The 19337-nt window shown below is 69.8% G+C and carries 20 protein-coding genes; 8 read left to right on the top strand and 12 right to left on the bottom strand.

The window, feature by feature from the left end:
- The first annotated feature begins 6 nt into the window (after positions 1–6).
- Positions 7–849, top strand: coding sequence for a SirB1 family protein (locus BT264_RS25125; protein WP_072442872.1), 843 nt, complete (start codon positions 7–9; stop codon positions 847–849).
- 67 nt (positions 850–916) lie between these two features.
- On the opposite strand, the gene BT264_RS25120 is transcribed toward BT264_RS25125, so the two are convergent.
- The 5 genes from BT264_RS25120 to lpxK form a co-directional block, all read right to left on the bottom strand.
- Entirely contained in the window at positions 917–1675 is a 759-nt protein-coding gene (locus BT264_RS25120; RefSeq protein WP_072442874.1) for a 3-hydroxyacyl-CoA dehydrogenase, read from the bottom strand.
- A 343-nt stretch (positions 1676–2018) separates the two neighbouring features.
- Entirely contained in the window at positions 2019–2681 is a 663-nt protein-coding gene (gene adk / locus BT264_RS25115; RefSeq protein WP_034178848.1) for an adenylate kinase, read from the bottom strand.
- A gap of 208 nt (positions 2682–2889) precedes the next feature.
- A complete protein-coding gene (gene kdsB, locus BT264_RS25110; RefSeq protein WP_072442876.1) occupies positions 2890–3681 on the bottom strand; it encodes a 3-deoxy-manno-octulosonate cytidylyltransferase in 792 nt (263 codons plus the stop codon).
- 124 nt (positions 3682–3805) lie between these two features.
- Positions 3806–4000: a Trm112 family protein gene (locus BT264_RS25105; RefSeq protein WP_010090898.1), complete on the bottom strand. Its 195-nt coding sequence runs from the start codon at positions 3998–4000 to the stop codon at positions 3806–3808.
- Positions 3981–5009 (bottom strand): tetraacyldisaccharide 4'-kinase, encoded by a 1029-nt coding sequence (gene lpxK, locus BT264_RS25100; protein WP_072442877.1) that lies wholly within the window; start codon positions 5007–5009, stop codon positions 3981–3983. Before lpxK ends, BT264_RS25105 begins: the two co-directional genes overlap by 20 nt.
- A gap of 450 nt (positions 5010–5459) precedes the next feature.
- Between lpxK and xseA the strand changes: the two genes are divergently transcribed.
- Positions 5460–6842 (top strand): exodeoxyribonuclease VII large subunit, encoded by a 1383-nt coding sequence (gene xseA / locus BT264_RS25095; protein WP_072442879.1) that lies wholly within the window; start codon positions 5460–5462, stop codon positions 6840–6842.
- 226 nt (positions 6843–7068) lie between these two features.
- Complete coding sequence (sodB, locus tag BT264_RS25090) at positions 7069–7647, top strand: superoxide dismutase [Fe] (RefSeq protein WP_011352986.1); 579 nt, start codon at positions 7069–7071, stop codon at positions 7645–7647.
- 108 nt (positions 7648–7755) lie between these two features.
- Here sodB and chrA read toward each other — a convergent pair whose 3' ends face one another.
- Complete coding sequence (gene chrA / locus BT264_RS25085) at positions 7756–8967, bottom strand: chromate efflux transporter (RefSeq protein ID WP_072442880.1); 1212 nt, start codon at positions 8965–8967, stop codon at positions 7756–7758.
- A gap of 87 nt (positions 8968–9054) precedes the next feature.
- Positions 9055–9762 (bottom strand): Crp/Fnr family transcriptional regulator, encoded by a 708-nt coding sequence (locus BT264_RS25080; protein WP_072442882.1) that lies wholly within the window; start codon positions 9760–9762, stop codon positions 9055–9057.
- Positions 9763–9843: 81 nt separating this feature from the next.
- Between BT264_RS25080 and BT264_RS25075 the strand changes: the two genes are divergently transcribed.
- Together BT264_RS25075 and BT264_RS25070 are read left to right on the top strand one after the other, a co-directional pair.
- A complete protein-coding gene (locus BT264_RS25075) occupies positions 9844–10368 on the top strand; it encodes an Mpo1 family 2-hydroxy fatty acid dioxygenase (RefSeq protein WP_072442884.1) in 525 nt (174 codons plus the stop codon).
- 141 nt (positions 10369–10509) lie between these two features.
- Positions 10510–11115, top strand: coding sequence for a class I SAM-dependent methyltransferase (locus BT264_RS25070; protein WP_072442885.1), 606 nt, complete (start codon positions 10510–10512; stop codon positions 11113–11115).
- Positions 11116–11134: 19 nt separating this feature from the next.
- Here the strand turns inward: BT264_RS25070 and BT264_RS25065 are convergent, their stop codons facing one another.
- Both BT264_RS25065 and mdtD read right to left on the bottom strand, forming a co-directional pair.
- Positions 11135–12409 (bottom strand): EAL domain-containing protein, encoded by a 1275-nt coding sequence (locus tag BT264_RS25065; protein ID WP_072442887.1) that lies wholly within the window; start codon positions 12407–12409, stop codon positions 11135–11137.
- A 199-nt stretch (positions 12410–12608) separates the two neighbouring features.
- Positions 12609–14045 (bottom strand): multidrug transporter subunit MdtD, encoded by a 1437-nt coding sequence (gene mdtD, locus BT264_RS25060; protein ID WP_072442908.1) that lies wholly within the window; start codon positions 14043–14045, stop codon positions 12609–12611.
- A 212-nt stretch (positions 14046–14257) separates the two neighbouring features.
- On the opposite strand from mdtD, the gene BT264_RS25050 reads away from it, so the two are divergent.
- A complete protein-coding gene (locus tag BT264_RS25050) occupies positions 14258–14581 on the top strand; it encodes a DUF2917 domain-containing protein (RefSeq protein WP_072442888.1) in 324 nt (107 codons plus the stop codon).
- Here the strand turns inward: BT264_RS25050 and BT264_RS25045 are convergent.
- Entirely contained in the window at positions 14554–15786 is a 1233-nt protein-coding gene (locus BT264_RS25045) for a citrate/2-methylcitrate synthase (RefSeq protein WP_072442889.1), read from the bottom strand. The two genes, BT264_RS25050 and BT264_RS25045, sit on opposite strands and share 28 nt — an antisense overlap.
- 148 nt (positions 15787–15934) lie before the next feature.
- Here BT264_RS25045 and BT264_RS25040 point away from each other — a divergent pair, with 148 nt between their 5' ends.
- A complete protein-coding gene (locus tag BT264_RS25040; protein ID WP_072442891.1) occupies positions 15935–17326 on the top strand; it encodes a CoA transferase in 1392 nt (463 codons plus the stop codon).
- A gap of 21 nt (positions 17327–17347) precedes the next feature.
- Here the strand turns inward: BT264_RS25040 and BT264_RS25035 are convergent, their stop codons facing one another.
- The gene (locus BT264_RS25035) at positions 17348–18094 is read right to left on the bottom strand and encodes a GntR family transcriptional regulator (protein WP_072442893.1); all 747 of its coding nucleotides are present in this window, start codon (positions 18092–18094) and stop codon (positions 17348–17350) included.
- 166 nt (positions 18095–18260) lie between these two features.
- Between BT264_RS25035 and BT264_RS25030 the strand changes: the two genes are divergently transcribed.
- Complete coding sequence (locus BT264_RS25030) at positions 18261–19106, top strand: aldo/keto reductase (protein ID WP_072442895.1); 846 nt, start codon at positions 18261–18263, stop codon at positions 19104–19106.
- Positions 19107–19133: 27 nt separating this feature from the next.
- Here the strand turns inward: BT264_RS25030 and BT264_RS38560 are convergent.
- A partial coding sequence (locus tag BT264_RS38560; RefSeq protein WP_177318415.1) for a hypothetical protein occupies positions 19134–19337 on the bottom strand: 204 nt, incomplete at its 5' end.

The following is a 19337-nucleotide window of genomic DNA, read 5'->3' as shown; positions in this document are numbered from 1 at the left end:
ACCGCTATGACCCGCGTCCTCGACTACTTCAGCACGCTCGTGGCGGACGACGACAGCCTGCCCGTCACGGAAACCGCGCTGTCGCTGGCGCAGGACGCATATCCCGACCTCGACCTGCAGGGCACGCTGGCCGAACTCGACATGCTTGCGGCGCGGCTGCGCCGGCGGCTCGCCGACGATGCGGACCTGAAAGGCCGCGTCGCCGCGCTGAACGACTTCTTCTTCCGTGAACTCGGCTTCACGTGCAATCACAACGATTACTACGACCCCGATAACAGCCACCTGAACGCCGTGCTGAAACGGCGGCGCGGGATCCCGATCTCGCTGTCGGTGCTGTATCTGGAGCTCGCCGAGCAGGTCGGCGTGCCGGCGCGCGGCGTATCGTTCCCCGGCCATTTCCTGCTGCGCGTCACGCTGCCGGACGGCGACCTGATCATCGATCCGACCAACGGCCATTCGCTGTCGGAAGCCGAGATGGTCGAGATGCTCGAGCCGTATGTCGCGCGCGCGGCCGGTGCGGTCGACAGCGCGTTGCGCGCGCTGCTGCAGCCCGCGACGAGCCGCGAGATCATCGCGCGGATGCTGCGCAACCTGAAGACGATCTATCTGCAGACGGAACGCTGGCAGCGGCTGCTCGCGGTGCAGCAGCGGCTCGTGATCCTGTTGCCCGAGCAGCTCGACGAGGTGCGTGACCGTGGTTTCGCGTATGCGCGGCTCGACTACCTGCGCCCCGCGCTCGAGGATCTCGAGCAGTATCTCGGCGAGCGGCCGGAGGCGGACGATGCGACCGTCGTCGAGTCGCAGGTGACCGAATTGCGGCAGCGGATGCAGCGCGACGACGAGGACTGAGCCGGTCGCGCGACGGCCGGAACCCGGCATGAAAAACGCCCGCATCGCGGGCGTTTTTCATTCGCGCTTACTTCGGCTGCATCCGGATCGCGCCGTCGAGGCGGATCACTTCACCGTTGAGCATCGGATTCTCGACGATCTGGCGCACCAGCATCGCGTATTCGGCCGGTTTGCCGAGCCGCGGCGGGAACGGCACCATCGCGCCGAGCGCGTCCTGCACGTCCTGCGGCATGCCGAGCAGCATCGGCGTCTCGAACAGGCCGGGCGCGATCGTCATCACCCGGATGCCACTGCGCGCCAGGTCGCGCGCGATCGGCAGCGTCATGCCCGCGACGCCGGCCTTCGAGGCCGCGTACGCAGCCTGGCCGATCTGCCCGTCGAACGCGGCGACCGATGCGGTACTGACGATCACGCCGCGCTCGCCGTCCGCGGTCGGCGCGGTTGCGGCCATCGCGGCCGCCGCGAGCCGGATCATGTTGAACGTGCCGACGAGGTTCACGTTGATCGTCTTCGCGAACACGTCGAGCGGATGCGCGCCGTCCTTGCCGACGGTCTTCGCGGCGGGCGCGATGCCCGCGCAGTTGACGAGGCCGCGCAGTGTGCCCGCGCGCGTTGCCGCGTCGACGGCCGTCTGCGCGTCGGCTTCGCTCGACACGTCGCAGCGCACGAATTCACCGCCCAGCTCGGTCGCGAGCGCGACGCCCGCCGCCTCGTTCAGGTCGGCGAGCACGACCTTGCCGCCGGCCTGCGCGAGCATCCGCGCCGTTCCGGCGCCGAGGCCCGACGCGCCGCCCGTGATCAGAAAGACGTTGCCGCGAATCTCCATGACTGTCTCCTTTGTCGACCGCCCTTAGCGCTTTAGCGCTTAGGGAGGTCCCATGCAAGGCGGTCGACCGCCCTTAGCGCTTTAGCGCTTGGGGAGGTCCCATGCAAGGCGGTCGACCGCCCTTGGCGCTTTAGCGCTTGGGGAGGTCCCATGCAAGGCGGTTGTGCTGTCCGATGCGAAGCGATCGGTTGAAAAAACGTGTGCCGGTTGTCAGCGCGCATGCATCCGACCGATTGTACGGGGGGGCCATCGCGTGGCGGCGAAACAAGCGCGGTCGTGCGAAGCTCGGCCGGGCGAAAAAAAACCGCCCGGAAAGGGCGGCTTGCGGTGCGCGATGCGGTGCTTACTTCAGTGCGTCGAACGCGCGCTCGCGGATTTCCTCGACGCTGCCGAGGCCCGAGATCTTGCGATACTGCGGCGCCTTCAGGCCGTTTTCCTCGCCGCGCTGCGCCCAGTCGCCGTAGTACTTGATCAGCGGCTTGGTCTGCGCTTCGTACACTTCGAGACGCTTCTTGACGGTTTCTTCCTTGTCGTCGTCGCGCTGGATCAGCGGTTCGCCCGTCACGTCGTCGTGGCCCTCGACCTTCGGCGGGTTGAACTTGACGTGATACGTGCGGCCCGATGCCGGGTGCGTGCGGCGGCCGCTCATGCGCTCGATGATTTCCGAGAACGGCACGTCGATCTCGAGCACGTAGTCGATCGCGACACCGGCGTCCTTCATCGCATCGGCCTGCGCGATCGTGCGCGGGAAGCCGTCGAACAGATAGCCGTTCGCGCAATCGGATTCCTTCAAGCGCTCCTTGACGAGGCCGATGATCAGGTCGTCCGTCACGAGCTTGCCTTCATCCATGAAGCGCTTCGCTTCGATGCCGAGCGGCGTGCCGGCCTTCACGGCCGCGCGCAGCATGTCGCCCGTCGAGATTTGCGGGATGCCGAATTTTTCCTTGATGAAGTTTGCCTGGGTGCCCTTTCCCGCGCCGGGCGCGCCCAACAGGATCAAACGCATGGTGATATCTCCAAGTATGTAGATTCGTGTGGCGAGACGCAAAGGCGCCGGCGACATCGTGCGCGGGGCTTGCCTGGCGCGCGGCGGACCGGTCTGATGCGGCGCGTCGGCTTCGGCGACGCGCGGCTGCCGGCAGGGCCGCGGGCGGGGTCAAGCGAGGACGCGCTGGTCGCGGACGGCTCGCACAATCGCCTGATTATGCCACGGGTTATTTTGAACCCGGCTGAAAAAGGGCCTGCACGCGCGCGAGATCGGCGGGCGTGTCGATACCGGCTTCGGGCGCGGACCCGGTGATCAGTACTGCGATGCGCTCGCCGTGCCACAGCGCGCGCAGCTGTTCGAGCTGCTCGGCCTGTTCGATCGGCGCCTGCGCGAGCGTCGGATACGTGCGCAGGAAACGCGCGCGATATGCATAGAGGCCGATGTGCCGGTAGACCGGAAATGCAGGGGCCGGCATCGCCGCGACGTCCGGCCAGTGCGGCTGGTATGCGTCGCGGCTCCACGGAATCGGCGCGCGCGAGAAGTACAGCGCGACGCTCTGCGCGTCGAGCGCGACCTTCACGACGTTCGGGTTGAACACGTCGGCTGCATCGTGGATCGGGTGGGCCGCGGTCGCGATCGCGCAGGCCGGATGCGCGGCCAGGTGCGACGCTACGTCGCACACGAGCACGGGGTCGATCAGTGGCTCGTCGCCCTGCACGTTGACGACGACGGTGTCGTCGCTCCACCCGAACGTCGCCGCGACTTCCGCGAGCCGGTCGGTGCCGGATGGATGGTCGGCACGCGTCAGCACCGCCTCGAAGCCGTGATCGCGCGCCGCGTCGAGCACGCTTTGCGCGTCGGACGCGACGAGCACCTGCTGCGCGCCCGCTTCGCGCGCACGCTCGGCGACGCGCACGACCATCGGCTTGCCGCCGAGATCGGCGAGCGGCTTGTTCGGGAGGCGCGTCGACGCGAGCCGGGCGGGAATGACGGCGATGAAGGGTTGCGGGTGAGTCATCGGGGGGAACGGTGAGAGGGACGGGGCGGGTGGCGCGTCCGGCGCCGGTCGCCCGGCGGCGTTCGGCGACCGGCCGGGGCCGGGGCGCCTTCAAGCGATTGCGGCGGTCGAGCGGCCTGACGGTTTAGCGGCCGGCCGGGTCGACCGGCGTGCCTTCGACGGTCTGGCGCGCTTCGTCGACGAGCATCACGGGGATGCCGTCGCGGATCGGGTAGGCGAGCTTGTCCGCGTTGCAGATCAGCTCCTGCGCGGCGCGGTCATAGTGGAGCGGGCCTTTGCAGATAGGGCACACAAGGATTTCAAGCAGGCGAGCGTCCACGGAGTTTCTCCACAACGATGGCAATGAGGCGAGGGTCGAGCGCGGCTTCGACAGGGACGACCCAGAGTCGAGCGTCGCGCCAGGAAGCGCCCAATTTTACTGCATCCTTCTCGGTGATCAGGATCGCATCGACGGCATCGTCGACGAACGGATTGTCGGCGAACGCGTAGTGGTCGGGCAGCGCGCGCGTCGCCGGCGCCAGACCGGCCGCGCGCAGCGTCGCGAAGAAGCGTTCCGGCGCGCCGATGCCGGCCGCGGCGAGCACGCGCTCGTTCGCGAACTGCGACAGCGGGCGGCGCAGCGCGGGCTGGTCGAGGTGCCATGCGGCGCCCGGCGTGAGCGCGAGCGCGTAGGTGTCGGCCCACGGCGGTAGCGTGCCGCTGTACGGGTCGTTGACGAGCGTTGCATCGCGGTGCCGCGACAGCGGCTCGCGCAGCGGGCCGGCCGGCAGCAGGAAGCCGTTGCCGCCGAGCCGGTGGTCGAACACGACGAGCTCGACCGTGCGTGCGAGGCGGTAGTGCTGCAGGCCGTCGTCGCTGACGATCACGTCGACGTCCGGATGCGCGGCGCGCAGCGCCTGCGCGGCCGCCACGCGATCGGGACACACCCAGACGGGCGCGCCGGTGCGGCGCGCGATCAGCAGCGGCTCGTCGCCGCCCACGCTCGCGCTCGACGCGGGCGTGACGGCGGTCGGCGCTTTCACGTTCGCGCCGTAGCCGCGCGACACGACGCCGGGCGTGAAGCCGGCCGCGCGCAACGCGTCGACGAGTGCGATCACGGTCGGCGTCTTGCCGGTACCGCCGACGGTCACGTTGCCGATCACGACGACGGGCACGCCGACGTCGACCGGCTGCTTCCAGCCTTGTGCGTAAGCGGTGCGCCGCAGCGCCGCGCACAGGCCGAACACGCATGCGAACGGCGTGAGCGCCCACGCGAGCGCGCCGCGCCGCTGCCATTCGCGTGTCAGGCGCGCTTCGAGCCGGGCGAGCGGGCCGCCGGGCGCGCTCATCGGACCGGGCGCGGCGCGTCGTGCGCCGCGGCGTGGGACGGATTCGTCAAGGCGGATTCTCCGTTGGGCGGCGCATGCCGCGGGGTCTGCGGAAGGCGGCACTCTAGCGCGCCGCATGCGGACGCGGCAAGCGCGACCGGCCGACGCAGCTCGCGGGGCCGCATCGCGGCGGGCTGTGGATAACTCTGTGAAGAACTCCCCGGTCGATGGCCTCAAACGCCCGCCCGGTGGGCATCGAATCGGATGAGAATCATTCCGAAAGGTTTAAAAGTATATAAAAATCAAAGTGTTATCGGGAATTGTCTGGCTTTTTCCGCGGTTTCCAAGCGTTTTAGGCGGACGATTGCCGGAATGTGGACACCTTTCGAGCGCCGCGACGCATGCGCTCAGTGCTGGACGCCGCGCGTGTGTCGGACTATCGTGTCGCCGCCAGCATTCATCCGACCGTCCATGCCTTCCGACTCCCCTTTTGTTGCACCCGGCGCGACCCGCGGCGGCGACGAAGTGATTCCCGTTTCGGCGCTCAATCGCGCGATTTCGACGATGCTGGAGCGTTCGTTTCCGCTGCTGTGGATTTCGGGCGAAGTATCGAATTTCACGCGCGCCGCGAGCGGCCACTGGTATTTCTCGATCAAGGACCAGCAGGCGCAGATGCGCTGCGTGATGTTCCGCGGCCGCGCCCAATACGCGGAATTCACGCCGCGCGAAGGCGACCGGATCGAGGTTCGCGCGGTCGTCACGATGTACGAGCCGCGCGGCGAAGTGCAGCTCAACGTCGAGGCCGTGCGGCGCACCGGGCAGGGGCGCCTGTACGAGGCATTCCTCCGGCTGAAGGCGCAGCTCGAAGGCGAAGGGCTGTTCGCGCCCGAGCGCAAGCGGCCGCTGCCGGCCCACCCGCGCGCGATCGGCATCGTGACGTCGCTGCAGGCAGCCGCGCTGCGCGATGTGCTGACCACGCTCGCACGCCGTGCGCCGCACATTCCGGTGATCGTCTATCCGGCGCCCGTGCAGGGTGCCGGTTCCGCCGAAAAGCTCGTCGCGGCCGTCGAGGCCGCGAATGCGCGGCGCGAGGTCGACGTGCTGCTGGTCTGCCGCGGCGGCGGCTCGATCGAGGATCTGTGGTCGTTCAACGACGAGGCGCTGGCGCGCGCGATCGCGGCGAGCGAGCTGCCGATCGTCAGCGGCGTCGGGCACGAAACCGATTTCACGATCGCGGACTTCGCGGCCGACGTGCGCGCGCCGACGCCGACCGGCGCGGCCGAACTCGCGAGCCCGCAGCGCGCGCTGCTGCTGCGCGAGGTCGGCGATCGCCAACGCGCGCTCGCGCGCGGCATGGAACGCCGGCTCGAACAGCGCGCGCAGCAGCTCGACTGGCTCGCTCGCCGGCTCGTGAGCCCGGCCGAGCGGCTGCAGCGGCAGCGCACGCACGTCGAGCAGCTCGCGGCGCGGCTCGCGTCGGCGGCATCGCGGCCGGTGCGCGACGCGCGCGCGCGCTTCGCGCTCGCGCAGTTGCGCTGGCAGCGTGCGCGGCCCGATCCGTCACAGGCGCGCCAGGCGCTCGCAGGGCTGTCGCAACGTCTCGCGCTCGCATTGCAGCGTCGTCACGAGCGCGACACGGCGCGTGTGTCAGCCTGTGCGGCGCGGCTCGAGGTGCTGAGCCCGAAGCGTACGCTCGAGCGCGGCTATGCGGCGCTCATCGATGCGCAGACGGGCCGCGCGGTGCGCGCGCCGAGCGCGCTGAAGCCGCAGCGGCGCCTGACCGTGCATCTCGCCGAAGGCTCGGCCGACGTGTCGCTCGCCGACGTGCAGCCGCGGTTGACCGATACGATCTGACGTAACCGGCGCAAGCGAAACGAAGGTCCCGCAACGGATGCGTCCCGCGCGGGAACGGATACTGCGCACCGCCGGTTCGTCCTGCCGGACGTTGCGCAAACGTCGCTTTTCCGCATACCGCGGATAAATGGCCCGTGAGTTTGCGGGGTTATTCGTCCTCGCCTACAATCGGACGCTCGGCAGCATTCAACACAAGCCCCCCTACATACTCAACGAAGGAATCGCCATGGCTCATACGCTCCCGCCGCTCCCGTACGCTGAAGACGCACTCGCGCCGACCATCTCGCTCGAGACGATCCAGTACCACTACGGCAAGCACCATCAGGCTTATGTGACGAACCTGAACAATCTGATCCCGGGCACGGAATTCGAAAACCTGTCGCTGGAAGAGATCGTGAAGAAGTCGTCGGGCGGCATCTTCAACAACGCCGCGCAAATCTGGAACCACACGTTCTTCTGGAACAGCCTGTCGCCGAACGGCGGCGGCGCACCGACGGGCGCGCTGGGCGATGCGATCAACGCGAAGTGGGGTTCGTACGACGCATTCAAGGAAGCGTTCACGAAGGCTGCAGTCGGCACGTTCGGTTCGGGCTGGGCATGGCTGGTGAAGAAGGCCGACGGTTCGCTCGACATCGTGTCGACGAGCAACGCAGCGACGCCGCTGACGACCGCCGACAAGGCGCTGCTGACGATCGACGTGTGGGAACACGCGTACTACATCGACTACCGCAACGCACGTCCGAAGTTCGTCGAAGCGTTCTGGAACATCGTGAACTGGGACTTCGCAGCGAAGAACTTCGCGTAAGGTCCGGTGCGTCGCGCGCGGTAGCGGCGCGCAGCACCCCGTAGTAAAGCCCTCGTTGCGAGGGCTTTTTTGTTTTTTGCCCGGCAGGATCGTGCCGCGCTTGCCGGATCAGCCGACGACGCCGAGCACCCAGCCGAGCGCCGCGCTCGCGATCACGACAGCCCACGGCGGCACGCGCCAGAACGTCAGCGCGACGAACGCGACGAGCGCGGCGGCCAGGTCGCGCGGCGCCACGATCGTGTCGGTCCAGACCGGGTGATAGAGCGCGGCGAGCAGCAGCCCGACGACGGCCGCGTTCACGCCCGCGAGCGCGGCCTGCATGCGCGTGCTGCGGCGCAGGCGTTCCCAGAACGGTGCGGTGCCGGCAACGAGCAGGAACGACGGCGCGAAGATCGAGACGAGCGCGATCGTGCCGCCGAGCCAGCCGTTCGGTGCATCGCGCAGCGACGCGCCGAGGAATGCCGCGAACGTGAACAGCGGCCCCGGCACGGCCTGCGCGAGCCCATAGCCGGCGAGGAACGCCGAATCGCCGACCCAGCCGGGCGCGACCACGGCCGCCTGCAGCAGCGGCAGCACCACGTGCCCGCCGCCGAACACGAGTGCGCCCGTGCGGAAGAATGCATCGACGACGGCAAGCGTATCGGAGCGGAGCACGCGTGCCGCGAACGGCAGCGCGACGAGCAGCGCCGCGAACAGCGCGAGCCACAGCACGCCCGCGCGGTGCGATACGTGCAGCGGCAACGGCTCGTGGGCGTCGCGCGCCGGCTGCGGCAGCAGGACGAGACCGGCCGCACCGGCCGCGACGATCACCGCAATCTGCGTCCACGCGGCCGGCGCGAGTAGCGCGACGCACGCGGCCGCGGCCATCAGCGTGACGCGGCGCGCATCCGGGCACAGCGTGCGCGCCATGCCCCAGACGGCTTGCGCGATCACCGCGACCGACACGATGCGCAGCCCGTGCAGCGCGCCGGCTTCGATCGGCGCGCCCGTCGCGTGAACGCCGAGCGCAAACAGCATCATCAGCAGCGCCGACGGCAGCGTGAAGCCGAGCCACGCGGCGAACATTCCCGCATGGCCGGCGCGCGCGAGGCCGATCGCCATCCCGACCTGGCTGCTCGCGGGCCCCGGCAGGAACTGGCACAGCCCGACGAGATCCGCATACGTGCGCTCGGTGAGCCAGCCGCGCCGCGTGACGAATTCGGCGCGGAAGTAGCCGAGATGCGCGACCGGGCCGCCGAACGACGTGAGGCCGAGCCGCAGGAATGCGGCGAACACGGGCCATGGATGGCGGGAGGGGGCGGCGGCGGTCGATGTGTTCAAGGCGGGGCGAGGGATGGGCGGAGCGAGCCGACACGATAGCGCAACGCGGCGACGGCGGGGTGTCGCGTGGCGGCCGTTGCGCGACGTTCAGGGTGTATCGCCGGCCAACCCGCTCGCGCGACGCAGCGCGTCGATGTCGACGAGCTCGATCTCGCCGACATGCAGCCGCACGACACCGTCGGCCTGCAGCGCCTTCAGCAGCTGGTTGGTGGTCTGCCGCGTCAGCGACAGCATCGACGCGAGCGTTTCCTGCGACAGCCGCACGCGCGTACGCCTGGCGCTGATGCCGCCGTAGCCTTCGGCGATCATCAGCAGGCGCGCGGCGAGCCGTTGCGCGGCCGGCATCACGCTCATCGATTCGACGGTGAGGAAGCTCAGGCGCAGCTTCTGCGCCATCAGCAGCGCGAACTGCCGCCAGTATTGCGGCGTCGCGTCGAGCATCGCGAGCAGCGCGGCCTGCGGCACGTGCAGCAGCAGCGCGTCGTCGAGCGCGATCGCGTCGTGCGTGCGCGGCTGGCCGTCGAACAGCGCGATTTCGCCGAACCACGTGACGGGCTCGGCGACCGTCAGCAGCGCTTCCTTGCCCTGCGGGTCGACCGCACCTATCGTGAGTGAACCGGCCAGTACCGCGTACAGCCCGCACGGCGGGTCGCCGCGCCGGAACAGCGCGTGGCCGGCCGGCAGGCGGCGCAGCACCGCACGGGCGAGCAGGTCCGCGCGCAACGCGGGCGGCAGCGCGGCGAACCACGGGTTCGCTTCGATCTGCGGCACGTAGGGGGCGAGCGACGAAGGCATGGGCACGCGATGTCGGGTAGCTGACAGAGGTTCTCGGGCGTGACGCGCATCATAGCGCTCAACGACCGGCCAGGAGACGCGATGAAGACGCTCGAAGACCATCTTTCCCAGTATGCGGCCTACCATCGCGACGCGCGCAACATCGCGACGCATCTGGTCGGCATTCCGATGATCGTGTTCGCGGTCGAGGTGCTGCTGTCGCGGCCGGCGATCGGCATGCTGGCCGGCATCGCGCTGTCGCCGGCGCTGCTGCTCGCCGTCGCGTTCGCGGTGTTCTACCTGCGTCTCGACCTGCGGTTCGGGATCGTGATGACGGCGTTGTTCGCGCTCGGCCTGTGGGCCGCGCAGGCGCTCGCGCGATTGCCGACCGTGCAATGGCTCGGCATCGGCATCGGTGCGTTCGTCGTCGGCTGGATCGTGCAGTTCGTCGGGCACTGGTTCGAAGGGCGCAAGCCCGCGTTCGTCGACGATCTGGTCGGCCTGATGGTCGGGCCGCTGTTCGTCGTCGCCGAAGTCGCGTTCTTCGCGGGGCTGCGCGGCGACGTGCGCCGCGAAGTCGAGCGGCGGGCCGGACCCGTGCACGGCGGCGCACATTCGCATGTCTGACTCGATCCGCGCGCGGGCGAAGTGCGGGCCGCACCGGCCGGCTTTGCGCCATCGTTGCGTGGGCCGCGCGCGACGCCACAGGCGGGGCGCAACGGCTAAGATGCGGGGTGCGTCATACGACGCCTATGCGGAGCAATCGCCATGGTGGATCGCCCGACTCTCGACGCCTACGATGCCCATGCCGCGCAATATGCGCAGGACTGGCTCGACCAGGCCGCGCCCGACGACATGTACGCGCTGCTCGAACAGCATTTCTCGCCGGGGCCGACCGCGGACGTCGGCTGCGGAGCGGGGCGCGACACGGCCTGGCTCGCTTCGCGCGGCTTCGACGTGCGCGGCTTCGACGCGAGTGCCGCGCTGCTCGACGAGGCGCGGCGGCGCCATCCCGACCTGAGCTTCGAGCTGGCCACACTGCCGGCGCTGGCCGGCGTGCCGTCCGGCGCGTTTCGCAACGTGCTGTGCGAGACGGTCGTCATGCACCTCGAACAGGCGGACGCGGCGGCGGCCGCCGCACGGCTGGCCGATCTCCTGATGCCGGGCGGCACGTTGTACCTGAGCTGGCGGGTGGCCGGAAACGGCGCGCTGCGCGACGAGCGCGGCCGCCTCTATACGCCGCTCGATTCGGCGCGGATGCACGCGGCGCTCGGCGCCGGCATACACGTGATCGACGAGCACGAGGTCGTCAGCGCGTCGTCCGGCAAACGCGTACACCGGCTGATCGTGCGCAAGGCGGCCGCCGCCGCGTGAAGGCGGCGCGCGGTCGCGTTCACTCGCGGTTGAGCGCCGCTTCCCAGTTGATGTCGACGCAGAGCACCTGCATGCCGGCCGCGGCGGGTGCGGCGACCGATGCGGTCACGCACAGGTGCGCCTCGTTGATCGACAGGTAGGGCGGCGTCAGATGCACACGGCCCGGCGCGCGCATCGCGTCGATGAAGTACGGGCGGCGCTCCCAGCTCGCGCCTTCGGAATGCAGCAGTGGCCGGAAGCGCTTGGCGCGCTGCGACACGCTGCCGCGCGCGAGCACGTTGTCGCCGATCTGGCGCCCCGATGCGTCGAGCAGGAAGCAGCGCGCGGTCTCGGGCAGCCCGAGCACGGCGGCGGCGGCATCGGTGAGCGATTCGCCCGCAGCGAGCTTCCGGCTCGCTTCCTCGAGCGCGGCGACATACGGTGCGAGCCGTTCTGCCTGCGTACGCTCGCGCTGCGCGACGCGCAGCCGCAGCGCGGCCGACAGCGTATCCATGCAGCCCGCCGCAGCCTGCGGTTGCACGGGGTCGACGCTCGGTCCCGCGAAGTACTGGCCCTGCACGAAATCGACGTTGCACTCGAGTGCGATCAGCGCGTCGCGCTCGGTCGCGAGGCCGCCCATCAGCACGAGCTGGCCGGATTCGTGCAGCAGCGACACGAGCCCCGGCAGCACGCGTTCGAGATGCGAGTGCTCGCTCGCCTGCGCGAGGATGCCGCGGTCGAGCGTGACGATATCGGGATGCAGGTGCCACACGCGGTCGATGTTCGAATGCTTCGCGCCGAACCCGCCGAGCGCGATCAGGAAGCCGGCCTTGCGCAGCCCGTCGACGATCGCCGCGTAGCGCGGCGTCTCGCCGCCCGCCTGCTCGGGCACCTCGAGCACCACGCGGTGCGGCGGCAGCCCGAGCGCCTTCAGGTTCGCGAGCAGCGCGTCGCCGTAGACGGTGTCCATCAGCGCGGCCGGATGCAGGCTCAGGAAAAGCCATTCGTCGTGACTGTCAAACGCGTGGAAATTGCCGAGATGCAGCGATTCGGCGAGCCGGCCGAGTTCGAGCAGGTCGCCGCGCCGTGCCGCCTGCGTGAACACCTCGTGCGATGCCACCTGGCGGCTTTCCTCGTCGTGCGCGCGTAGCGATGCGTGATAGCCGATCGCGCGGCGGTGCGACACCGAGAAAACGGGCTGGAACACGCTGAACACGGTGTAGCCGCCGTACAGCACGGTGCGCCGGTTCCCGTCGTCGCCGGCGACGGGGCGGGGCGGCTGAAAGCCGGGGGGATCGATTTCGATCATGCTCATGATGTCGGCCGAAGGAAGACTGCCAGTTTACCTAGAGAATAGGCGAGCAAGAAGCGTGCACGGCATCGTGCCTCATGCGGCGGCCCGTCGCGGCCGGTGGACGGGATATCGCAGCGCGCATCGCAGGGGCGAGCTGCACCGCGATGGTGCGCGCGGTGGCGTTGCGGTGCCCGAAACGGCGCGCGCCGCGCGTCACGCGTCACGCTCGCTCGGACGGGTCGGTCTTGCGCGCGGTGCTGCGGATCTCGGGCGCGAGCTGCGCGAAGATCCACGCGGACGCGGCCGTGATGATCCCGACGCATATGAACGTCGCATGGAACGCCGGCAGCGTGTTGCTCGGCGTCACGGTGCGCAGCATGCCGGTGAACGTTGCGAGCAACGCGCCGGCGACCGTGACGCCGAGGCTCATCGACAGCATCTGCACGAGCGAGAACAGGCTGTTGCCGCTGCTCGCGCCGCCCGTGCCGAGATCCTTCAGCGTCAGCGTGTTCATCGCGGTGAACTGCATCGAGTTGAAGCCGCCGAACAGCGCGAGATGCACGACCTTCACCCATACGGGCACCGTGTCGCGCATCAGCGCGAAGCTCGCCATCATCACGCCGACCATGATCGTGTTCGCAAGCAGGACCTTGCGGTAGCCGTGCTGCGTGATCAGGCGCGTGATGATCCGCTTCGAGAACATCCCGGCCGCCGCGACCGGCAGCATCATCAGCCCGGCCTCGAACGCCGAGTAGCCGAGGCTCACCTGCAGCAGCAGCGGGATCAGGTACGGCATCGCGCCGCTGCCGATCCGCGCGAACAGGTTGCCGAGCAGCCCGACGCTGAACGTGTGGATCCTGAACAGTTCGAGCGAGAAGATCGGTTGCGGCGCGCGCACCGCGTACAGCCCGTACGCGACGAAGCACGCGAGGCTCAGGATCAGCAGCACGAGCACGGCTGCGTGCTGCATGCCGAGATCGGCGAGCCCGTCGAGCGACAGCGAGATCGCGACCATGCCGATCGTCAGCAGCAGATAGCCCTTCAGGTCGAAGCGGCCGACGGCCGGGTTGCGCGAATCGGGCATCGAATAGAAGGTCGCGATGCAGCCCGCGGCGCCGACCGGCACGTTGATCAGGAAGATCCAGTGCCACGACGCGATCTTCACGAGCCAGCCGCCGAGCGTCGGCCCGATCAGCGGGCCGATCAGGCCGGGAATCGCGACGAACGACAGCGCGGACAGGTAGCGTTCGGCCGGAAAGGTGCGCAGCACCGCGAGCCGCCCGACCGGCAGCAGCATCGCGCCGCCGACCCCCTGCACGACGCGGAACGCGACGAGCTGCGTCAGCGTATGCGCGTTCGCGCACAGCAGCGAGCCGAGCGAGAACACCAGGATCGCGCTGAAGAACACGCGCCGCGTGCCGAACGTGTCGGCGAGCCAGCCCGACACGGGGATCATCACCGCCATCGTCAGCGAGTACGCGATCACGACCGACTGCATCCGCAGCGGCGATTCGCCGAGGCTCGCGGCCATCGACGGCAGCGCCGTGTTGACGATCGTCGCATCGAGCGTCTGCATGAAGAAGCCCGTCGCAACGAGCCACAGCATCACGGTGAGGTTCTTTTCGCCGGGAGCGGCGGCGGGCGGGCTTTGGAACATGAAGGCATGGCGGTGGCGCGGGACAGCCGCCATTGTAGGGAAAGCCGCCGTGCCGTGCAGGTTCGGTGCAACGCGAAGTCCGGCTGGCGGATGCCCGTCCCCGTCGATTGACCAGTACAGTTCAGCCGAAAGTGTCTGCCGCCGTATCTGTCCGTGTGCTGTCACTGTCCGAAATACTGGTGCCATCGAACCCGTGCGACCAGGAGGCTGCCATGCGCGAACTGCGACTCTACGTGATGGACGGTGACGAGCCGGCCGGACGGTGGCGGATCGTCGATCGCACCGTACTCGAGGTGGCCGAAGGCGACGTCTGGGTGACCGTCGAGGGCCGCCCCGACGACCACTGGCTCGCTGCCGGCGATTCGCTGACGTTGATGTCCGGCATGCGCGTATGGGTCAGCGCGGGGCCGCACGGCGCGACGTTCGCGTTCGGTCCGCTCGCGGTGCCGGCCGTGCGCGCCGCGCAGGCGTGGTGGCGGCCGCTCGTCGCGTGGCGCGACGGCCGTCGTCACGCGGCCGCGTCGCTGCCGACGTAGCGCGCCCGGGGCCGGATCAGCTTGCCGTCCGCATATTGTTCGAGCGCATGGGCGATCCAGCCGGCCGTGCGGCCGGCCGCGAACAGCGTGAACGCCGCGCCGTCCGGCAGCGCGAGCGTGCGCTCCAGCACCGCGAGCGCGAAATCGATCGCCGGCCGCAGGCCCGTCGCCGCTTCGACGCGCGCGGCGAGCGCGCGCGCCATGTGCAGCGCCGGTCGGTCGGGTACCGCCGCGTGCAGTGCGTCGAGCAGCGCCAGCGCACGCGGATCGCCGTCGGGATAGAGCGGGTGCGCGAAACCGGACAGTGCCGTGCGGCCGCCGTCCGCGCGTTCGTCGTGCGTCAGCCGCAGCGCAAGGTAGCGATCGAGGTCGGCGGCGCGGGCTGCTTCGTCGAGCAGCGCGCCCGCGCGGAACGTCTCGCCGCCGTGACGCGGGCCCGACAGCGCCGCGAGCCCGCCCGCGATCGCGCCGAACAGGTGAGTGCCGGTCGACGCGATGCAGCGCACCGCAAAGGTCGACGGATTCAGTTCGTGATCGGCGCACAGCACGAGCGCGCGGCGCAGCAGGTCGGCTTCGTCGCGCCGTCGCACGCGCCATGCGGCAGCGAGCTGCCGGTGCACGGGCGCGTCGCCCGGCGCGATGCCGGCGAGCGCGGCCGTCGCGACGCGCAGCAGCAGCGCGGCCGAATCGAGCTGCGCGTCGCGCCCCTGCGCCCACAGGCGCGGCAGCGTCGCCGCCGCGGCAGGCAGCAGCACCAGCGTGCGTTCGAGTGGCGCGAGATGCGCCCAGCGGCGCGCCCAGTCGTCCCACTGCGCGGCGTCGAAACCGGTCGACGTGAGCGATGCTGCGGCAAGCCGCGCGGGCGAACACTCCCAGAGCCTGGCGGCCGTCTGTTCCAGCGTCGCCTCGTCGGCAAGCGCGATCGCATCGGCGCCGCGGTAGCGCAGGCGGCCGTCGGCGATCTGCGTGATCCGCGATTCGAGCACCGGCACGCCCCAGTCGAGCGACCGCTCGGCGACGCCGCCCGCGCGTTTCGCGTCGGCGCGGCGGCGCGCGAGCAGGCGCACCTCGTCCGCGTCGTAGCGACGGCGCTTGGTCGCGCCGTCGGGCAGCGAGCGCAGCAGCCCGCGGCTCACATACGCATAGAGCGTGCTCACGCTGACACCGAGGGTGCCGGCGGCTTCCTGCGCGCTGAGGGATGTCATGCCGGTCGCTCCTGTCGGGGCGCATGAAGCGCTGCCCGGCTACAACTATTCGTTATGTATTGATTCGTGCAATCAAGATTGATTGCGCCTGTCGCGAATTCTAGACTCGATTCCGTCTCCCCTCCGACGCTGAGGCGCTCACTTCACCATGACACCCGAACTCGCATTGACCCATCTGTGGCAACTCGCGCACGGCGACCGCGACGCGCTGGCTCGCGCGACCGTGACGGGCCGGGACCCGACGCTGCCGTCGACGTTCCATGTCGGCACGCTCGCCGCGGCGACGATCGCGGCCGCCGGGCTCGCGGCGGCCGAATGCCACCGGCTTCGCACCGGCGTCGCGCAATCCGTCGACGTGTCGGTGCGCGACGCGCTGGTCGCGTTCCGCAGCGAACGCTACCTGCGCGTGGACGATGGCCCGCCGCCGGAGCTGCGTCACCCGGTGACGGGCTTCTTCGAGACGCGCGACGGGCGCTGGATCCAGTTGCACGCGAATTTTCCGCATCACCTGCACGGAATCCTCGACGTGCTCGGTTGCGGCGCGCATCCGGCCGACGTCGCCGCGGCGATCCGCACGTGGGATGGCGCGGCGCTCGATACCGCGCTGGGCGAGGCCGGCCTGTGTGCGGCATTGATCAGAACACCTGATGAATGGGCGGCGCACGAGCAGGCGCGCGCGATTGCGTCGCTGCCGCTGTTCGAGATCGAGCGGATCGGCGACGCGCCGGTCGAGCCGATCGGCCGCGGCGAAGCCGGCCAGCCGCTCGCCGGCGTGCGCGTGCTCGATCTCACGCGCATCATCGCGGGGCCGGTCGCGGGCCGTACGTTGGCGTCGCACGGCGCGCAGACGCTGCTCGTCAACGGCCCGCACCTGCCGAACATCGCGCCGCTCGTGATCGACAACGGGCGCGGCAAGCGTTCGACGTGGATCGACCTGCGCGATGCGGCTGGCGTCGATGCGCTGCACGCACTCGTGCGCGACGCGGATGTGTTCCTGCAGTCGTATCGGCCCGGCGCGCTCGCGGCGCGCGGTTTCGCACCGCAGGCGCTGGCGGAGTTGCGGCCCGGCATCGTGTGCGTGTCGGTGTCCGCATACGGGCACGCGGGGCCGTGGGCGAAGCGGCGCGGCTTCGACAGCCTCGTGCAGTCGGCGAGCGGGATCGCGTGGCAGGAGCAGCAGGCCGCGCACGCGAACCAACCGCGCCATCTGCCGTGCCAGGCGCTCGATCATGCGACGGGTTATCTCGCGGCGTTCGGCGCGATGATCGCGCTTGCGCGCCGGGCGCGCGAAGGGGGAAGCTGGCACGTGCGGCTGTCGCTCGCGCAGACGGGGAGCTGGCTGCAGTCGTTCGGCGCCGTGCCGGACGGCCTGCAGGCGCCCGATCTCGCGGCTGCCGACGTGCGTGACCGGATCGATCGCATCGCATCGCCGTTCGGCACGATCGATGCCGTGCGGCCGGCCGAGCGGTTGTCGGCGACGCCGCCGTCGTTCACGCGGCCGCCCGTGCCGCTCGGCACCGACGATGCGAGCTGGCTGTGAGCGCCGGCGGCGCGGCTTGCGTTACTTGCGCAGCTCGACGACGAAGTCGTAGTAGTCGTTGCGGCAGTAGGTATCGGTCAACTCGATCGCGCGCTGGTCCGACGTATAGCCGATCCGCGTGATCAGCAGCAGCGCGTCGTGCGGCGCGATGCCCATCTGTTCGGCGATCTCGTCGGTCGCGTTGACCGCGCGGAAATGCTGCAGCGCGCGCACGATCGGCGTGCCGCGCGCTTCGAGATAGCTGTACAGCGAACCGCCGATCGCCTGCGGATCGGGAATCAGCGTCGCGGGGAACGTCGAGTTCTCGACGGCCATCACGATACCGTCGGCGAGGCGCAGGCGTTTCAGGCGCGTAACCGACGCGGCTGGCGACAGTCCGAGCTGGATCACCTCGTCGCGGTTCGCGGGCTGGATCTCGCGGGCGATCCATTGCGAGCTCGGCTTGAAGCCGCGACGCTCGAGCATTTCGCTGAAGCTCGACAGCCGCAACAGCGGATCCTCGTAGCGCGGCTGGATGAAATTGCCCGCGCCCTGCGTGCGGCGGATCAGGCCTTGCTCGACGAGCAGCGCGATCGCCTTGCGCGCGGTGATGCGCGACACGCCGAGTGCGTCGGACAGCACGCGCTCGGACGGCAGCGCCTCGCCGGCCGTCCAGCGATTGTCATGGATTGCGTCGCCGAGCTTGCGGGCGAGCTGCAGGTAGAGCGGCGTGTCGTTGTCGGGGTCGGGGCGCAGGTCCTGCCAGCGGTCGTCCGTGGGTGACTTCATGGAGTGGGTATCGATCAGGTTGCGGCCATTCTAAGTCATCATGCGGCGCCGTTATAACCGGTTTTTGCCGTGCGATAGGCCGGTGTCGCGCCGATTGACTACACTGATGCGTCGTATTCCATGCTTCGGCCGCGGTGCGCGGCCATGAATTCGCAGCGAGGAGCGCATGACAGACACGATCTCCACGGTCGTCCTGCCCGACGGCGAGACGATTCCGAAGCTCGGCCAGGGCACCTGGGAAATGGGCGAGCGGCCGGCCCGCCGCGCGGACGAGATCGCCGCGCTGCGCGAAGGCGTCGAACTCGGGATGACGCTGGTCGACACCGCCGAGATGTACGGCGAAGGCGCGACCGAGTCGCTCGTCGGCGAGGCGCTCGCCGGCCTGCGCGACGACGTGTTCCTCGTGAGCAAGGTCTACCCGCACCGTGCGAGCCGGCGCGGCGTCGTCGCCGCGTGCGATGCGAGCCTCAAGCGCCTGCGTACCGATCGCCTCGACCTGTACCTGCTGCACTGGCGTGGCTCGGTGCCGCTCGAGGAGACGGTCGAGGGATTCGAGGCGCTGCGACGCGCGGGCAAGATCCGTCACTGGGGGGTGAGCAACTTTGATACCGCCGACATGGCCGAGCTCGTCGACGACGCGGGCGGCGACGCGTGCGCGACCAACCAGATCCTCTACAACATCGCGCGGCGCGGCCCGGAATTCGACCTGCTGCCGTGGCTTGCCGAACACCGGATGCCGGCGATGGCGTACAGCCCGGTCGATCACGGACGGTTGCCGAAGCGCTCGCCGCTCGACGAGATCGCGCGGCAGCGCGGCGTGTCGGTGATGCGCGTCGCGCTGGCATGGGTGCTCGCGCAGCCGGGCGTATTCGCGATTCCGAAGGCGTCGCGGATCGAACATGTGCGCGACAACCGTGCCGCGCTCGATTTCGTGTTGAGCGATGACGAGCGCGCGCAGCTTGACGCGTACTTCCGTGCGCCGCGTACCAAGCGCGCGCTCGAGATGCTCTGACGGCACCCGGCCGGGCAACGCTTCCGGTCAGTGGTTGCCTCCGGACGATCCGCCGCTGCCGTGGCCGCCATTGCCGACACCGTTGGCACCGCCATTGCCGGCGCCACCACTGCCGTTGCCGTTGCCATTGCCTCCGCCATTGCCGTGACCGCCGTTGCCGCCGGCGCCACTGCCGTTGCCGCCACCGTTACCCGAGCCGCCACTGCCGGTGCCCCCGCCATTGCCGTGGCC

Origin of the sequence: Burkholderia sp. NFPP32, from assembly GCF_900119325.1 — a bacterium.
Classification (GTDB): domain Bacteria; phylum Pseudomonadota; class Gammaproteobacteria; order Burkholderiales; family Burkholderiaceae; genus Burkholderia; species Burkholderia pyrrocinia_C.
This window is presented reverse-complemented; position numbering and strand designations above follow the sequence as displayed.

Bases quoted from the DNA above. Each gene is read 5' to 3' on its own strand.
- BT264_RS25125 (WP_072442872.1), top strand. From the start codon at position 7: ATGACCCGCGTCCTCGACTACTTCAGCACGCTCGTGGCGGACGACGAC.
- BT264_RS25120 (WP_072442874.1), bottom strand. From the start codon at position 1,675: ATGGAGATTCGCGGCAACGTCTTTCTGATCACGGGCGGCGCGTCGGGC.
- adk (WP_034178848.1), bottom strand. From the start codon at position 2,681: ATGCGTTTGATCCTGTTGGGCGCGCCCGGCGCGGGAAAGGGCACCCAG.
- kdsB (WP_072442876.1), bottom strand. From the start codon at position 3,681: ATGACTCACCCGCAACCCTTCATCGCCGTCATTCCCGCCCGGCTCGCG.
- lpxK (WP_072442877.1), bottom strand. From the start codon at position 5,009: ATGAGCGCGCCCGGCGGCCCGCTCGCCCGGCTCGAAGCGCGCCTGACA.
- xseA (WP_072442879.1), top strand. From the start codon at position 5,460: ATGCCTTCCGACTCCCCTTTTGTTGCACCCGGCGCGACCCGCGGCGGC.
- sodB (WP_011352986.1), top strand. From the start codon at position 7,069: ATGGCTCATACGCTCCCGCCGCTCCCGTACGCTGAAGACGCACTCGCG.
- BT264_RS25080 (WP_072442882.1), bottom strand. From the start codon at position 9,762: ATGCCTTCGTCGCTCGCCCCCTACGTGCCGCAGATCGAAGCGAACCCG.
- BT264_RS25075 (WP_072442884.1), top strand. From the start codon at position 9,844: ATGAAGACGCTCGAAGACCATCTTTCCCAGTATGCGGCCTACCATCGC.
- BT264_RS25070 (WP_072442885.1), top strand. From the start codon at position 10,510: ATGGTGGATCGCCCGACTCTCGACGCCTACGATGCCCATGCCGCGCAA.
- BT264_RS25065 (WP_072442887.1), bottom strand. From the start codon at position 12,409: ATGAGCATGATCGAAATCGATCCCCCCGGCTTTCAGCCGCCCCGCCCC.
- mdtD (WP_072442908.1), bottom strand. From the start codon at position 14,045: ATGTTCCAAAGCCCGCCCGCCGCCGCTCCCGGCGAAAAGAACCTCACC.
- BT264_RS25050 (WP_072442888.1), top strand. From the start codon at position 14,258: ATGCGCGAACTGCGACTCTACGTGATGGACGGTGACGAGCCGGCCGGA.
- BT264_RS25045 (WP_072442889.1), bottom strand. From the start codon at position 15,786: ATGACATCCCTCAGCGCGCAGGAAGCCGCCGGCACCCTCGGTGTCAGC.
- BT264_RS25040 (WP_072442891.1), top strand. From the start codon at position 15,935: ATGACACCCGAACTCGCATTGACCCATCTGTGGCAACTCGCGCACGGC.
- BT264_RS25035 (WP_072442893.1), bottom strand. From the start codon at position 18,094: ATGAAGTCACCCACGGACGACCGCTGGCAGGACCTGCGCCCCGACCCC.
- BT264_RS25030 (WP_072442895.1), top strand. From the start codon at position 18,261: ATGACAGACACGATCTCCACGGTCGTCCTGCCCGACGGCGAGACGATT.